Annotated in this window: 16 protein-coding genes; 9 read left to right on the top strand and 7 right to left on the bottom strand. The window is 47.3% G+C overall.

Annotated features, from left to right (window positions below):
* Positions 1-34 precede the first annotated feature (34 nt).
* The 4 genes from H8S84_RS10275 (at position 35) to H8S84_RS10260 (ending at position 4195) form a co-directional block, all read left to right on the top strand.
* Positions 35-487, top strand: coding sequence for an SRPBCC family protein (locus tag H8S84_RS10275; protein WP_187067225.1), 453 nt, complete (start codon positions 35-37; stop codon positions 485-487).
* 69 nt (positions 488-556) lie between these two features.
* Positions 557-2212 (top strand): S8 family peptidase, encoded by a 1656-nt coding sequence (locus tag H8S84_RS10270; RefSeq protein WP_187067224.1) that lies wholly within the window; start codon positions 557-559, stop codon positions 2210-2212.
* A gap of 155 nt (positions 2213-2367) precedes the next feature.
* Positions 2368-3198 (top strand): type II CAAX endopeptidase family protein, encoded by an 831-nt coding sequence (locus H8S84_RS10265; protein WP_187067223.1) that lies wholly within the window; start codon positions 2368-2370, stop codon positions 3196-3198.
* Between the two features lie 70 nt (positions 3199-3268).
* Entirely contained in the window at positions 3269-4195 is a 927-nt protein-coding gene (locus H8S84_RS10260) for a ketopantoate reductase family protein (protein ID WP_187067222.1), read from the top strand.
* Between the two features lie 303 nt (positions 4196-4498).
* Here H8S84_RS10260 and H8S84_RS10255 read toward each other — a convergent pair whose 3' ends face one another.
* Positions 4499-6016, bottom strand: coding sequence for a sigma 54-interacting transcriptional regulator (locus tag H8S84_RS10255; protein ID WP_187067221.1), 1518 nt, complete (start codon positions 6014-6016; stop codon positions 4499-4501).
* A gap of 101 nt (positions 6017-6117) precedes the next feature.
* Positions 6118-7218, bottom strand: coding sequence for a vWA domain-containing protein (locus tag H8S84_RS10250; RefSeq protein WP_187067220.1), 1101 nt, complete (start codon positions 7216-7218; stop codon positions 6118-6120).
* 154 nt (positions 7219-7372) lie between these two features.
* On the opposite strand from H8S84_RS10250, the gene H8S84_RS10245 reads away from it, so the two are divergent.
* Positions 7373-7654 (top strand): DUF427 domain-containing protein, encoded by a 282-nt coding sequence (locus H8S84_RS10245; RefSeq protein ID WP_187067219.1) that lies wholly within the window; start codon positions 7373-7375, stop codon positions 7652-7654.
* 80 nt (positions 7655-7734) lie between these two features.
* On the opposite strand, the gene H8S84_RS10240 is transcribed toward H8S84_RS10245, so the two are convergent.
* The 5 genes from H8S84_RS10240 to H8S84_RS10220 form a co-directional block, all read right to left on the bottom strand.
* On the bottom strand, positions 7735-8715 hold the full coding sequence (locus tag H8S84_RS10240) for an acyl-ACP desaturase (RefSeq protein ID WP_187067218.1): 981 nt from the start codon (positions 8713-8715) through the stop codon (positions 7735-7737).
* 197 nt (positions 8716-8912) lie between these two features.
* The gene (locus H8S84_RS10235) at positions 8913-9851 is read right to left on the bottom strand and encodes a glycosyltransferase family 2 protein (protein WP_187067217.1); all 939 of its coding nucleotides are present in this window, start codon (positions 9849-9851) and stop codon (positions 8913-8915) included.
* The gene (locus H8S84_RS10230; protein ID WP_187067216.1) at positions 9848-11107 is read right to left on the bottom strand and encodes an MATE family efflux transporter; all 1260 of its coding nucleotides are present in this window, start codon (positions 11105-11107) and stop codon (positions 9848-9850) included. Before H8S84_RS10230 ends, H8S84_RS10235 begins: the two co-directional genes overlap by 4 nt.
* A gap of 61 nt (positions 11108-11168) precedes the next feature.
* Positions 11169-12287 (bottom strand): DegT/DnrJ/EryC1/StrS family aminotransferase, encoded by a 1119-nt coding sequence (locus H8S84_RS10225; protein ID WP_187067215.1) that lies wholly within the window; start codon positions 12285-12287, stop codon positions 11169-11171.
* A gap of 4 nt (positions 12288-12291) precedes the next feature.
* Positions 12292-12708: a sugar 3,4-ketoisomerase gene (locus H8S84_RS10220; RefSeq protein ID WP_187067214.1), complete on the bottom strand. Its 417-nt coding sequence runs from the start codon at positions 12706-12708 to the stop codon at positions 12292-12294.
* A gap of 116 nt (positions 12709-12824) precedes the next feature.
* On the opposite strand from H8S84_RS10220, the gene H8S84_RS10215 reads away from it, so the two are divergent.
* Genes H8S84_RS10215 through corA form a run of 4 tightly spaced genes read left to right on the top strand, consistent with a single transcriptional unit; the run spans position 12825 to position 16397 of the window.
* Positions 12825-13733: a hypothetical protein gene (locus H8S84_RS10215; protein ID WP_187067213.1), complete on the top strand. Its 909-nt coding sequence runs from the start codon at positions 12825-12827 to the stop codon at positions 13731-13733.
* Between the two features lie 3 nt (positions 13734-13736).
* Positions 13737-14339, top strand: coding sequence for an IMPACT family protein (locus tag H8S84_RS10210; RefSeq protein ID WP_187067212.1), 603 nt, complete (start codon positions 13737-13739; stop codon positions 14337-14339).
* Positions 14340-14350: 11 nt separating this feature from the next.
* On the top strand, positions 14351-15223 hold the full coding sequence (sseA, locus tag H8S84_RS10205) for a 3-mercaptopyruvate sulfurtransferase (protein WP_187067211.1): 873 nt from the start codon (positions 14351-14353) through the stop codon (positions 15221-15223).
* 43 nt (positions 15224-15266) lie between these two features.
* Complete coding sequence (gene corA / locus H8S84_RS10200) at positions 15267-16397, top strand: magnesium/cobalt transporter CorA (RefSeq protein ID WP_187067210.1); 1131 nt, start codon at positions 15267-15269, stop codon at positions 16395-16397.
* Position 16398 lies beyond the last annotated feature (1 nt).

Genomic DNA, 16398 nt, shown 5'->3' with positions numbered 1-16398 from the left:
ATAGCACATCTCGCAAAACGTTACTAACTCCCACATGACACAAACCCTGGAAATCAAAGCTGCACTCCAGATTCAGAAACCCGAGCATGACGTATTTGAAGCAATCGTAGATCCTGCAAAAATGGCAAATTACTTTATCTCGGAGAGCACAGGCAGAATGGAAGAAGGCAAAGAGATTACCTGGCGGTTCCCGGAGTTTGACTTGGAAGTACCTGTGCGCGTAGGCAAGATTGACAAGGACAAGTATATCTCTTACTATTGGCATAACGAAGACAAGGAGCTTCTGGTAGAGATAACGCTCACTCCAAAAGAGAATAACTCCACGTTGGTGAGCATCACCGAAAAGAGTATGCCCAACAACGAAACCGGCATAGAGTGGCTACAAAGAAACACCGAAGGCTGGGCTAATTTCCTGGCCTGTCTAAAAGCATACCTGGAGTATGGGATAAACCTGAGAAAAGGAGCCTTCGATTTTCTGAGAAAATAATAATTCATAAAAAATTCTGCCCGGTTTTTGTTATTATAGCTTCGTAATTCAAAAAACTTCAAGTATAGCATGAGAACAAACCTCTTCCGTAATTTAAAGGCAACTGCAGCCTTTCTTTTACTAAGTGCCCCTATTGCCTTTGCCCAGGATGGAGGCGTATCGTCGGTATCGGAGTTAGACAAGGCATACCACAACTGGTATAACCTGGATGCCAAGCAGGACAAAGTGCCTGGTGTTAGCGTAAACCGCGCCTACAGCGAGTTGCTTGCATCTAAACAGCCCAAAAAGAAAGTGGTGGTAGCTGTAATAGACAGCGGCACCGATATTAACCACGAAGAGCTAAAAGGAAAGATCTGGGTTAACAAAAACGAAATAGCCGGAAACGGCATAGACGACGATAACAACGGCTACACCGATGATGTGCACGGCTGGGGATTTTTGGGCAATGCCGCTGGCGAGAACATCGAGTATGAAACATATGAGTATGTGCGCCTGCTGCGAAAGTATGCGCCAAAGTATAAAAATGTAACGTCTACACAGGGCCTGTCCGAGCAAGAGCAGAAAGAGTATAACACTTACCTTACCACCCGCAAAAACTTCGAAAAGGAGCTGGATGAGCGTCTTAAAACGAAGGCTAACTTAGATGGATTCGGGGAGGTGCTAAACTACTGCGAAGCTGTAATCGGCAAGCATTTGGGCAAGAACACTTATACCGTAAACGAGCTGAAGGCAATCTCAACTTCAGACGCCGAGGTAAACAAAGCAAAAAACTGGTTGCTGCAGAAGTATAGCCAGGGCTTTACGCCAGAATCGTTCAGAGCCTACAAAGCGCACATCGATAAGTACGTGAACTACCACCTGAACCTGGAGTTTAACCCAAGAACTATTGTTGCCGATAACCCTGAGGATATCACAGATAACAAGTATGGCAACAGCGATGTGGTAGGCCCAAGAGCTGACCATGGCACTCCGGTTGCGGGTGTTATTGCAGGTATCCGGGGCAACGGAGTAGGTGTAGACGGCATAGCAGAGAATGTAGAGATTATGGTACTGCGTGCCGTGCCTAGCGGCGATGAGCGCGACAAAGACATTGCCCTGGCCATTCGATATGCCGTAGACAACGGTGCCCACATCATCAACATGAGCTTTGGCAAAGACTTCTCGCCACAGAAAAACTTTGTAGATGAAGCCGTAAAGTATGCCGAGTCTAAAAATGTGCTGATGGTACACGCTGCCGGCAACGACGGTAAAAACATCGATGGTGCGGATAATTTCCCGACAAAGCAATTATTAGATGGCACCCGTGCCAGCACCTGGCTGGAGGTTGGCGCCACATCCAAAAACTTAGATAAAACTTTTGTAGGAGAATTCTCTAACTACGGTGTTCAGAACGTGGACCTGTTCGCCCCTGGCGTAGACTTGGTGCTGCTTGCCCCGGACAACAAGTACGACAAAATGGACGGGACCAGCTTTGCCAGCCCTGTAGTGTCTGGAGTAGCTGCCCTGGTATGGTCGTATTACCCGGAGCTTACTGCCGCTGAACTGAAGGATGTGCTGCTGCAGTCGTCCGTAAAGTATCCGAAGCTAAAAGTTTACTACCCTACTGAAGATCCTAAAAACAAAAAGACAACGAAGTTCTCTACATTATCAGCCTCTGGTGGGGTGGTAAACGCCTACGAAGCCCTTAAGCTGGCTGAACAGGTAGCGCAGAAGAAGAGCCTGTAACACAGCTAAAGTATAAACAGGAGGCATAAAGCCTCCTGTTTTTTTATGCCCTTACCTCAAAGCTACCCCCTTAGCAGCGCATCCATGTATCACCTATGTATGCGGTTTTTACTATATTGTAGTTTATTTATTACTCTTAAAATCTGTTTTATACTATGGGAAAAGCATCTCTACAATACACTGAGCTAGCCAGCATCTGGGGTTTCTTTGGACTTAGCTTTTTGTTTTCGTGGGCTGTTTGGGGTGCTATGCTGGCATTGTCGCTACCCGCAGACCTGATGCTGCCATTGCTTATATTAGGTGCCTTTGGGCCTACTTTTGCCGCTGTTTACCTGATGCACCGCTATGGGAACGCAGCAAACATACGCGACTTCTGGACCCGTGTAATCAGTTTTAAAAAGATAGGCTGGGAATGGTATTTGGTGATACTTTCAATCTTTCCGGCTATTTACCTGCTTGGTTACTATATCTATTCATACTTCGGAGGAGAGCAGCCACCCGTAGCAAGTCTGTTCAGCGGCCTCGACTCCTTTTCAGCTATACTTCTGTTTGCTTTTGTAATGATTTTTGCCGGACCTGTTTCTGAAGAACTGGGCTGGCGCGGCTACGTGCTTGATCCACTGCAGCAAAAGTATGGCTCTGCAGGTGGCAGTTTAATTCTAGGTATTTTCTGGATCCTCTGGCACTTGCCACTATTCTTTATTGAAGGTACATCGCAGCACGCAAAAGGCTTTGGTTACCAGTTCTGGTCGTGGTCTTTCCAGTTGATCATGCTATCATTTGTATTTACCTGGATATACAACAACACCAACCGAAGTATACTTGGCGCCATACTTCTGCACCTGATGGCAAACCTGGCCTATCCTACCAACCTGGAGCCAACCGGTGAGTTGATCTTCACAGCTATTCGCGTGCTGGTAGTGCTGGCAATTGTCTGGGCATGGAAACAAAAATCTGTTATCAGGCAGGACCTAGCAGCCGCATAAACTTTTCTGGTATCTCCTTTAAAACCCCGCACGTTATACTAGCTTAAAAAAGAAAGGCGTATTAAAACACATGAAGATTGCGATTATAGGCACAGGCGGAGTAGGCGGTTACTTTGGAGCTAAGCTGGCTAAAGCAGGCCACGAGGTTATTTTTTTGGCAAGAGGCAAACACTTGCAGGCAATGCAGACAGATGGCCTCACGGTAAAAAGTATAAAAGACGACTTTAAAATAGAGAAAGTAACTGCCACTGACAGCATCAAAAGCATAGGACCGGTAGATCTTGTAATGGTATGCGTAAAGGCATGGCAGGTTAAAGAAGCAGCTCTGGAGCTAGCCACCATCGTAACTCCCGACACGCTCATACTTCCCCTGCAAAATGGTGTACTGGCTGCACAGGAGTTAGGCGAGCATCTGCCTGCTCGAAATGTACTGGGAGGCTTGTGCCGCATCATCAGCAAAATTGAAGCACCAGGTGTTATCAACCACTTTGGCGTGGAGCCTACCATCATCTTCGGTGAGCTTGATAACCAACTGTCTGCGCGAACGCAGCAATTGCAGCAGGTTTTTGAGCAGGCAGATATTCAAGCTAAAGTAGCCACCGACATTCAGGCAGAGCTATGGAAGAAGTTTATTGGCATCTGTGTAAGCGGATTGCTGGCAATTACACGCTCTACTTATGGGCAGGTGCTGGACTTGCCGCAAACCAGGCAGCTATTAGTTGAGCTGTTAACTGAAGTTTATACTTTATCACAGCGCATCGGTATTAACATTGAGACTGATTTTGTAGCCCGCACCATACTTAATTTTGAGGCACTGCCACCCGAATCTACTGCATCTCTTACCCGGGATGTGTGGGAAGGCAAGCCATCAGAGATTGAATACCAGAACGGCACCGTGGTAAAGCTGGCCGAGCAGTATAACGTGCCTGTACCGGTGAACCGCTTTATCTACCACTGCATTTTGCCCATGGAGAAAAAAGCGCGGCAGCAAGTATAGGTAACAGGACAAAAGAACGTTAGACAAAGGACTTACGACTTTTGATATATACCACTGGGGCAAGCCTTAAGCGCAGCGTTACTTGTGCCGGAGGAAAGTCTTCATAAAAGCATAAAATGACAAAGACCTCGCGGTGTCTTTATGACCCGCGAGCGTCTGGTCTGCTACGAAGCAACAGCCTCTGTCACCAGACACTCGCAGGACCTCCGGACACTGCGAGGTCTTTATCATCACTCAAAGACGCAAAGTATTGCGTCTCTACAATTCCCTCTCTAACTCCTAAACTCTCTAATTCTCTAACTCTTAATAGTCATCCTCCTCTTCCTCACCGAAAGTAGGCATACTAAACATACCACTTAGCAGGTCTTTAAACTGAAGGCCGGTGCTCAGGCGGTTTTTGCTCAGCTGGCTGTGCTCTGCTAAACCGTGCAGTGCAAACTCCATCAAAAACAGCTTCTCATCCCCCTTCGCCTTAGGCTGATGCTTATCTACTAGTTCCTGCAAACCCGGCACTTTATTCAGGGCTTTCTTGTAATCCGCTGAGGAGGCATCGTTTAGGATATCAAGTGTGTTTCCGTCTCCGAACCAGTCGGTGATGGCTTTATAAGTGTTACCGTTTTTTGCTTTCTTGGCTTTATCAGGATCAGGGAAGTATTTGAGGAACTGTGTGCGGATAGCTTTGCCCATCAGTACCTGCGCTACATGTCCTGCTCCCTCCTGCTCCCCCTCGTACACCAGCTCCACCTTACCAGTTACAGACGGAATTGTGTTCAAAAAATCTGATACACGAATGTATGTTTTGCTTTCACCATTCAGCAGAGCACGACGCTCGGCAGCGCTCAGCAGGTTCTCAAATGCAGATATTGTCAATCGGGCAGACACACCGCTTTTGGCATCTACATACTCACTCTCACGCGCCTCAAACGCTACCTGCTCAATCAGGTCACCTATGATGTCATTTGTTTGCACCAGGTCGCCCTGTCCGTCTTTTATACGCGCTTCCTGGCTTGTGATTTTTTTACCGGTTTCGATGGTCTTCGGATAGTGTGTGATGATCTGTGAATCGATGCGGTCTTTGAGGGGTGTTACAATAGATCCACGATTCGTGTAATCCTCCGGGTTGGCCGTGAATACAAACTGTATATCCAGAGGCAGGCGCACTTTAAAACCCCGTATTTGTATGTCCCCTTCCTGCAGAATATTAAACAGCGCCACCTGTATGCGCGCCTGCAAATCCGGCAGCTCATTGATTACGAAAATGCCACGGTGCGAACGCGGTATCAGTCCAAAATGGATCACGCGTTCATCTGAGTAGGGCAGCTTCATGGTAGCGGCTTTTATGGGGTCTGCGTCGCCAATCAAGTCGGCTACGGAAACATCGGGTGTGGCTAATTTCTCCGTGTAGCGGTCTGAGCGGTGCATCCAACTAATTGGTGTATCATCGCCGTGTTCGTGCACCATGTCCTGGGCATAGCGCGACAGCGGCTGCAGCGGATCGTCGTTCAGTTCAGAGCCCTGCACTACAGGTATGTACTCGTCCAGCAGGTCTATCATCTGGCGGGCAATACGGGTCTTGGCCTGTCCACGCAAGCCCAGCAGGTTAATGTGGTGCATCGAAAGTATGGCACGCTGCATATCCGGAATCACCGTCTCTTCATAGCCCCATATCCCCGGAAAGATTTCTTCTTTGTTCTGAAGCTTCTTAATCAGGTTGTGCCGCAGCTCCTGCTTTACACTCTGTGGTTCGTAGCCAGCTGCTTTCAGTTGGCCAAGCGTTTTTATCTTAAGTAAATTTTCGGCTGGTATGTCTTTGTAGTTCATTTGCACAATTATGGATTAACACTAATAAGTAACCATTTCTGATTCTTGTATGGTTAAATTGTTGTAGTAAGGACATTGTCCACTTGAGGGTACAGTTATATTTAAAAGCTCTTTCTGCGGTTGCGGCCGTAGTCCTTAAAAACGAGGTGCCCCAAACCTTTCAGGCTGCTGTAATAGGCCTGCCCGTTATTTACTTTCGTAAACTCATCTACGAACTGCTGCAGGTATGGGTCTGATGCGATCATAAATGTAGTGATCGGGATCTTAAGTCGGCGGCATTGGGCAGCGAGGTTCAGTGTTTTGTTTACCACCTTCCTGTCCAGGCCAAAGCTGTTTTTGTAGTAGCGCAGCCCTTCTTTCAGGCACGTTGGTTTGCCATCAGTTATCATGAAGATCTGCTTGTTTGGTGTTTTGCGCTTGCGCAGTAAGTCCATAGCCAATTCGAGACCTGCCACGGTGTTCGTATGGTAAGGCCCTACTTCCAGGTATGGCAGGTCTTTTACCTCTATTTGCCAGGCGTCGTTCCCAAACACCAGGATATCGAGCGTATCTTTCGGGTATTTTTGTTTGATAAGTTCGGCCAACGCCATGGCTACTTTTTTGGCAGGCGTAATGCGGTCTTCCCCGTACAGGATCATGGAGTGCGAAATATCGATCATCAGCACCGTACTTGCCTGTGTTTTATGCTCTGTTTCAGTTACCTCCAGGTCCTGCTCGGTTAGCCATAAGTCACCAATGCCGTGATTTATTTGGGCGTTTCGGATAGAGTCTGTCATAGATATCTGCTCGAGGGCATCGCCGAAACGGTACTCACGGCGGTCGGTGCTGGCTTCGTCACCGGTGCCAGTATGTGGTGTGGCGTGGCTGCCTTTGCCACCCTTCTTAAGTTTACCGAAGATCTCCTCCAGGGCACTTTTGCGAATACTCTGTTCGCTTTTAGCAGTCAACTGAAATCCTCCGCGTTCCTGCGGCTTTTCATCGAGATACCCTTTTTTCTTCAGATCCTCGATAAAGTCGCCGATGCCATACTCGTCGCCGGTTAAGTTGTACTGCTTGTCCAGCGAACTTAGCCAATTAAGCGCCTCCCCCACATCGCCGGAGCTGATGGTAACCAGTTGGAGAAATATCTTCAGCAGCGACTCAAACCCTGGTTTATCATCCTGCGGAGGTACGTAATCTGTAAATCGGTATCCTAAAGCCATAACTAGAATAAATGTATACTTTACAACAAGCCAACAAAGCACATTGTTCTTTATATGTCTTGCTAACTTCCCTTCAAACGCAGCCAAAGTATAACTTAAACTGCTTTTCTGAAGTAAAATTTAGAAAGTCACTTTTAATTAAAACGAAGAAACTATGAAAGCGATATGGAATGAGATCGTGATTGCAGACAGCGATCGTACAATAGAGAAAGACGGCAAACATTATTTCCCGCCAAATACTGTAGACAAAAAGTACCTGGAAGACAGTCGCACGCATAAAGACAGCCCGGATAAAGGAGAGGCTTCTTTTTACCATGTGCAGGTAAAAGGCAAAGTAAAGCAGGATGGCGCGTGGTATTATCCCGATCCTAAAGAAGATGCAACAGACATCAGAGGCTACATTGCCTTCTCTGATGAGATAGAGTTAAAGAAATAATATTTTGCCGAGAAGGCAGAAGATAAAACAAGAAAGGTGCGCTTTGCAGCGCACCTTTCTTGTTTTATACTTTAGTTGAACTAGTCAATCCAACGGAATTTATACTCTAACTGCGGCACACGCATACGCTCAGCTACACGCTTCAGGCGATCAGGCAAAGCCATCAGGTAATCGCGTGCACGTTCGCCAGCTTCGTTAAGGCCTGTAACCGCATCAATTTTCCACTCTTTAATCAAGCCATCCAGAATATCAGTATAATCTGATGAAGTATAAACGCCAATACGCTGAGCAGCATCTGTAAAGTGCCCGAAGGTTTTGCCCAGATCCACGCCTAGCTCGCGCATGTAGTGCGCTGGCATAACGATCTTCTTGCGCATCATATCTTCAAAAGCCAGCATCATCTCGTTCGGGTCAGCTTCGAAAATTTTACCAACAAATGATTTATAGGCTTTCGCGTGTCTTGCTTCGTCGGCAGCTACGTGGCCGCAAAGTTTGGCCAGCATTGCATCACCTTCTCTTTTCGCTATCTGAGCCACACGACGGTGCGAAAGGTTTGTAGCAGTTTCCTGGAAAGAAGTATATACAAACGAACGGTAAGGATCGTTGTCTGTCTGCAGGTCGAAACCATCAGCAATAAGGTACTGCGTAGAGGCCTCCATTTCGCGCATGTTAATGCGGCCGCTCAAGTATAGATAACGATTCAGCACATCACCATGACGGTTTTCTTCAGCAGTCCAGGCACGGTTCCAGCGCATCCATGGCCCCTGTGGATCACTTGGCAAACCTTCGATTGTCATTAACCAACTTTCGTAGGTTGGCAGCGCCTCTTCTGTAATAGTATCTCCTACTAAAACAGCCAGTAAGTCGTAGCTTAGGTCGCGGGCACGCTCACGCAGTTCCTTTACTTCGCTAAAAAAAGTATCAAGCGTAGCATCAGGCAACAAATCTGCTGGTTGCCAGCTGTCTTCTACAGTTTTAAGAAATTCGGAAATTTTCTCATTCACGAAATCTTCCATCCACTTGATGACTTCTGCGCGGGAAGCGGTTACTGCTGTAATCATTTGTTTTTGTTTTATGAAAGGCCAAATATACTTATAAATGCTAATAAACTACCCTTATCGGTTAACAAATTGATAACATATGCCAAGAAACCCGATATGGAATTTGCTTAAAATATTACTTACGCAAATATAGCATCAAGGTATACTTTGAGGGTACACTATCAACGTAAACACAAGTAAAAGAGTGCAATAAATATTTAGTACCGAACCTTATGGTAAAGTTTACGAAGGAAACCCAAGTTAATTTTATACTCATTTAAAAGAGAAATAAACCTGTACAAAACAGGTAATCCGGTAGTGGATTTGAGTAGTTCTATCAACTCTCCGGCTTCCTTAAAATTACATGTTAAAAAGGCATGCCTTGTCTCATACTTTAGCCGCTGAGCTAGTGCCTGCCGCTCATTTTCGCTTTGCACCAGCGCTGCTGCCTTACGACAAACAACCACCGTAGACGCCAGCATTTTATTTCCTGGTTTGTACAAGCCCCTAGATAATGCCTGCTCGTGCACCCTGCGTTTAGTAGTAACTTTATCAAGGTAATAATATTTATACTTCCTGGACGATCTTACCCAGAAATCGAAATCTTCATAAGCCAGTGTGGCATCGTAACCACCTAAGTCTTCGAACACCTGGCGGCGCACCATCATGGTTGGAGGACATATAAAGTAGCGGCGCAAAACCTCCGCAAACACGTCACCATCGGGGGCTGGTTCATATTTCTGGCTATGCAGGTATAAGAACTCTGAAGCGTCTGTGATATAGGCGGCATCGGTATAAACCACGCCATAGCTTTTATCCAGTTTACCAAAGGCCTCCACCTGCTGCGCAATACGTTCGGGCAACAGTACATCATCTGTTGCGAAGTCGATGATGAACTCCCCCTTGCTGGCCTGCAGCCCCATGTTAAAAGCAGCACAGTTACCCACGTTTTTCCCGGTACTGACAAACCTGATGTGCGGGTACTGCTGCAGGTATGACTGAATGATTTTTACGCTTCCGTCGGTACTGCTGTCATCTACTACAATTACCTCTACATTCTGGTAAGTCTGGGCCAGCACAGAATCCAGGGCCTCTGCCAGAAAACGTTCGTGGTTGTAGCACAAACAAATAACAGTTACCAGTGGCAGCGAACTCATGGGCGGATGTATTTATTGTAATACAACATAGCAAAGGCCAGTGTGGCGGCATAACGAACAGCATGCGCGATGGTGATGCCTTCTAAACCAAATGGCTTTACCAGCACACTCACCAGCGTAATGTATAGCAAAGCTGATGATAACTGCCATCCAATATACAGTTTTACATGCGCGCGCACCACAATCAGATTAGTTAATATCACACTCCACATCCTGAAAAAATCGCCCAGCAGCTGGTAGTCGAACAGATAGCTGGCCACTACGAAATCCTCGTTAAACAGTAGCAACAGCACCCAATCGCGCAACAGGTAAACCAGCAAAAGCGCAGCAGCCAGGCCCGGCATTACCAGGTAAAAAGTGTTACGCACAAACTTACGCAGCGCATCCTCCTCGTTTACCATGGCAGCCAGGCGCGGATACACCAGCATAGAAATTACGGCACTATACACAGTGCTGTAATTCTCGGATACTTTTACCACTGCCTGCCAGAGCCCCGTCTGGTACAAGTCAAAACGCGCTATCACAAAATCACGGATATAAAAGTTGGTGAGCTTAAGGCATACAACTGCACTAAGAGCCATCAAAATATACTTCCAGAGATCTCTGTAAACGCTTTTGGGTATGCTGATACTTTTAAGCGATGGCAGCAAACGCTTGAAGTATAACACTCCGAGCATCAGAAAAAAAGAGATTGCCTGCGCCGCCAGCACCCACAGTAAAAGTATGTTCAGGGGCAATTCGCCTTGGGTAAAGTATACCACCAGCACACCGCCAATACTCATTACTGCACTACTGAACACATGCCACTTCAGCTGCTGCCGCGCCAGCACCACCGCCTGCAGGCCCAGATTAAGCGTGACCAACATGCTGCCTATACTAAAGTAAAGGCCCCATCGCCAGCCACTACTCCAGGTTACCTCCCTTAAAAAAGCCTCGAGGTAATATCCCGGAAAGCCAAATATCAAACCAAGAGCCACCAGTATGCATAAGAAATTAAGCAACATGCCTGCCCAAAAGTAACGTTTGTATACCCCGGAAGTAGGCTGCCCTTTTGCCAGAAACTTAACCAACCCAATATTCACACCGCCATCCGGCACTGTGGTTACAATGGACAAAAGATTCTGGAAGTGCGCGTAAAGTGTGATGCCGTTTGGCCCGTAGAATATGGCAAACAGTTTATTGATGGCAATATTAGATACTGCGCGTACTAGGATGGAGACAAAAGACCAGAAGGATGATTTAAGTAGTCGCAGCATTTAGTTGGCCAAAGCTACCGCAAAATAAGCTTTTTCTGTGGGAGTAAGAAGCTTGTTGTACTTACTTGTCCTGATAGAACTCCCTTACCGCCTTAATTACTCGCTCCTGTTCCTGCTCTGTTAGCCCTGGAAAAAGCGGTAAGCTTATACTTGTTAAAGCCAGCTCTTCTGCCACGGGAAAGTCACCAGCGCCATAACCCAGAAAAATATAAGCAGGCTGCAGGTGCACCGGCACCGGGTAATGAATAGCTGTGCAAATTCCTTGTTCTCTCAAATAGTTTTGCAGTGCATCCCGCTGTTTTGTCCGGATGTTGAAGATGTGGTACACGTGGCTGCAGCTTTCAGCTGTTTGTGGAAGTAAAAGATCTCCTACTCCATTTAGCTCCTGCAAGTATACGTTTGCCAATCGCTGCCTTTCGGCATTGTACTGGTGCAGGTGCTGAAGTTTAATGCGAAGTATGGCAGCCTGTAGTTCATCGAGGCGGGAGTTTACGCCAACCAGCTCGCCTATGTACTTTTGCTTTTGACCATAGTTACGGTACTGCTGCGCAAAATCTGCCACCAATGCGTTACTGGTAACTATTGCCCCACCGTCGCCCATGGCACCTAGATTTTTGGTGGGATAAAAACTAAAAGCAGCGGCATCGCCAAAGGTGCCAATTAACTGATCCTTAAAAGCAGCACCATGTGCCTGGGCACAGTCCTCCACCACACTTAAGTTATACTTATGTGCAAGCTGCATCAGTTCATCCATCTGGCAGGCCTGGCCGTAGAGGTGCACCGGAAGTATAGCTTTGGTTTTAGGTGTGATAGCTTTCTCAGCGTTTGCTGCCGTTAGGTTATAAGTATACTTATCCGGCTCTACCAGCACGGGCTTTGCCTTCACCTGCAGCACAGCATTTACAGTAGCCATATAGCTGTTAGATGGCACGATCACTTCTGCACCCGCTCCTATTCCTAAGGCCTTTAGAGAGATAACCAACGCATCAAAGCCATTACCTACTCCTATGGCAGTTGTTCCTTCTGCTAAGTAACTGGCAAACTCCTTTTCAAAGCTGCCCACCTCCTCGCCAAGTATAAAGTTGCCCCGCTGCGCCACATGAACTAAGGCCTGCTCCAGTTGCTGCTGCACACCCGGCACAAAATCCCTGAACGCAAAAAAAGGTACCTGCTCCTGCATCTGTCTATACTTTTGCCTGTTGTGCTTTCTCTAAAAAAGTGTGGTAATCCCGGATGTAATCGGCCTCGTCAAAGTCAGAAGAAGTAAGGCTCAGCAGTATAGCACCTTCCGAGAAGTATAAATTTGCCCAATACATCGGCGGCAGGTATAACCCTTGGTTTGGCTGGTCAAGTGTAAACGATGTTTTGCCGCCACGTCCGTCATCTATCTTTACCGCTATACTTCCATTTACTGCCACCAGCACCTGCTCCGTGGCAATATGTGCATGGCGGCCACGCACTACATCCTGCGGCGTATTGTACGTCCAGAACACGCGCTTTACGGCAAAAGGAATTTTATGGGCAAACTGCGTGGAGCTGATATAGCCTTCGGAAGAATCTCCGGTGCTATCGAATGTGATGTAGTGTGGCTGCTGCGGCAATTTTGTAACTATTGTTTATCCAGAACGAATATAGCGCTAATTCTTTTACCAGCTTGCCTACGGCTATAGTTAAGTTAAATTTGTAGCTGCGGCAGACAGGCCTGTTAACGATATCTATGCTTTACCTTATACTTAGCGTTCTAGTAAGCGCTTCTCTTATTTTCATTTTCAAGCTTTTCCAGCACTACAACGTGCACACCTTTCAGGCCATTGTGGTAAATTATACGGTATGCATTTTCGTTGGACTGCTTTTTCCGGGAGGTACTGATGTGCTGCAGCCTGGCATTTTTAACCACACTTGGGCTTACGCAGCTATGGCGCTGGGCACCATATTTATACTTACTTTTTACCTGATGGCGCTTAGTACTCACAAAGCTGGCGTAACGGCAACTTCAGTGGCAGCCAAGATTTCGATGGTGATACCGGTACTGTTCAGTTTGCTTGTGCTCCGTACCAGCCTAAAAGATTATAACATCATCAACTACCTGGGTATGGCCGCAGCTGTGGTGGCCATTGTGCTTACCTCCATCAGGCCCCGAAACGATGGCGATGTGAAAGCATCTAGGGCTGTTACGCTGCTGCTGCCATTTATTATCTTCCTGAACAGCGGTATTGCCGATTCTCTGATCAACTATACAAACGAGCATTACCTGCAGCCACACCAGGCCAGCCAGTTTACCATGCTCACGTTCACCACCTCGGCCACTGCCGGTTTGCTTGTGCTGGTTGTAGTGCTGCTGCTGGGCAAAGTGCGGCTCAACTTTAAAAGTATAGCAGCCGGTGTGCTGCTGGGCATTCCGAACTACTTCTCCATCTTTTTTCTGCTGCTGGCGCTGTCTGCCTTTGGCAACGACGGTGCTTTTCTGTACCCAATCAACAATATCGGGATTATACTTGTGGGCGCCATCGGGGCAGTGGCTTTGTTTAAAGAGAAACTTACCAAACTTAACCTGATCGGCATTGCGGTAGCCGTTTTGGCCATTATACTTATCTCGTATCAAGAAATTTTAGCTAACTTACCTTAGCCTATGCAAGACACCTACAGAACCATATCCGAGCCCACCGAAGGACTTTACAAGGAGAAAGGCAGCAAGTTTATAGCCCTGGCTTACCCGGTTTATACCGAAGACGAGGTGAAGGATATTCTGGCGGAGGTGAAGAAGAAATACTACGATGCCCGCCACCATTGCTACGCCTATACCTTAGGAGCCGACAAAAGCCGCTACCGCGCCAACGACGACGGGGAGCCTAACCACTCTGCCGGCGACCCTATACTTGGCCAGATTCGCTCTGCCGATTTAAGCAATGTGTTGGTGATTGTGGTGCGTTACTTTGGCGGCACCAAGTTAGGGGTAAGCGGACTGATTACAGCCTATAAAGCGGCCACTGCCGCTGCCCTGGAGCAGGCTACTGTTGTAGAGCAGCACGAAACAGTTTTGCTGCAGGCCCACTATGCTTACCCGCAGATGAACGACGTGATGAGCCTGGTGAAGGAATACGATCTGCCGGTGCGCGACCAGCAGTTCGAACTGGATTGCAAACTAACGCTGGAGGTAAGGAAAGCATTGCAGTATGAAATCACAGCGAAACTGGAGGATACGGAGGGTGTAAAGGTAACCATACTTGAGTAACAGCTAAAACTATGATAAAACTTCCCTCTTCTCCCTTGGTATCTGTAGAATGGCTACACCAGCACCTGCAACAGCCTGAGGTTGTGGTACTGGATGCCAGCCTGAAACAAACTCAGAATACCACCTCTGTATCTGTTGAACAGCCCTTGCAAATTCCAGGAGCTCGATACTTCGACATCGATGCCGCATTCAGTGATAAAAACAGTAACCTGCCGCACATGCTGCCTTCACCGGAAAGTTTTACCCGGGAGGCACAAAAGCTGGGCATCAACAAAAACAGCATACTTATAATTTACGATAACCGAGGCATCTACTCCAGCCCTAGGGCCTGGTGGATGTTTAGGGCTATGGGGCACGAGCAGGTGTATGTGCTTGACGGTGGGTTGCCGGCCTGGATAGCAGCCGGTTATACTTGTGAGCCACTTGCTACGGCACATGCCACTGCTGCAGGACACTTTGAGGCCAGGTATAATGCCGCCTTAGTTAGTGACAAGCAACAAGTGCTGCTGGCTCTTGAAGATGAAAATTACAGTGTAATTGATGCACGACCTGCTGCACGATTTCACGGGAAAGCACCGGAGCCAAGGCCTGGACTACGGCTAGGGCATATGCCAAACGCTGAAAACATTCCTTTTGAGGCAGTGCTGGAAAAAGGCAAGATGCGCTCTGAAACTGAGCTGAAAGAACTGTTCCAAACTTTACCGCTTACAAACAAGAAGCTTATTTTTAGCTGTGGCTCTGGCGTAACGGCGTGTATCACTGCTCTGGGAGCAACTTTAGCAGGCTACCAAGATATAGCCGTGTATGATGGGTCGTGGAGTGAATGGGGAGCAACTGATGATTTACCCGTTGTGGCTGAGCAGGGATTTCCGACCAGTTTATAAAGTATAAATTTACCAAACCTGCCATAACTTAGTATCTTGCTGCATGGCCAAAATCAAATTCCAGCGTAAGCGCAACAAAATTCTCGAACGCAAAGCAGGTATCAAACCTGGTTCTTTGGTTATTTCCGCAGAGGCTTATAAACCTCGCTTTTTCCTAATCTCTTTTTCAGAAACGCATTTTGAGGAGTCAGAGCTTAACAGCTATCAGGAACTGATAAAGCGGTTTAAAGAGAAACCAAATGCACGCCATTGGATTGATATTCGTGGTTATGGTGATCAGAATATGCTAGAGCAGTTTATCCTAGACTTTACCCTGCACCCGCTGCAGATGGAAGATGTGATAAACGACTATCAGCGCCCTAAGGTAGAGGAGTTTGGTGAGAACCGGCTGTTTATTATCACACGCATGCTGCGCTGGTCTCCGGAGTTTAAATCGTTGGTAGATGTGCAGTTGTCTATTTTTACCGGCGCCAACTATATTCTTACACTGCAAAGCGACTACGGCGATTGCCTGGACCCACTGCGCGAACGCATCAGGATTGGCAAAGGTGTTATCCGTACCCGCCCTACCATGTACATGGCCTACGCTGTACTGGATGTGGTGCTGGATTACTATTTCCCGGTAATGGCGGAGATCGGGCATTACATGGAGGAACTGGAACAAAAGGTACTGCGCCAGCCTTCAAAATCAACTTTAACAGAGGTACTGGACCTGAAAAGCGAACTGGTAAAACTGCGCCGCATAACCTGGCCGGAGCGTGACCTGATGAATGAGCTGCTGCGCATGGATGATGCCACCATACCCGACTCGCTTAAAGTATACTTCCGCGACGCGTACGACCACGCCGTGCAGTTGATAGACCTGGTAGAGAACCACCGGGAAATGTCGTCTAGCTTGGTGGAGCTTTACATGTCTACGGTGAGCAACCGTATGAACGAGATCATGAAAGTACTTACCATCATCTCCAGTATCTTTATTCCACTTAGCTTTATCGTGGGCCTCTACGGCATGAACTTCGCCCACGAAGACCCTGAAACTGGCAGAGTATTCAGGTACAGCATGCCAGAGTTGTATGAGCCATACTCTTACCCTATATTGCTCGGGCTAATGGGTATACTTATACTTTTCCAGCTATACTTCTTTTACAAAAAAGGGTGGTTCAGGAGCTTTTAAT

It is taken from the genome of Pontibacter cellulosilyticus (genome assembly GCF_014306105.1).
GTDB classification, from domain to species: Bacteria; Bacteroidota; Bacteroidia; order Cytophagales; family Hymenobacteraceae; genus Pontibacter; species Pontibacter cellulosilyticus.
This window is presented reverse-complemented; position numbering and strand designations above follow the sequence as displayed.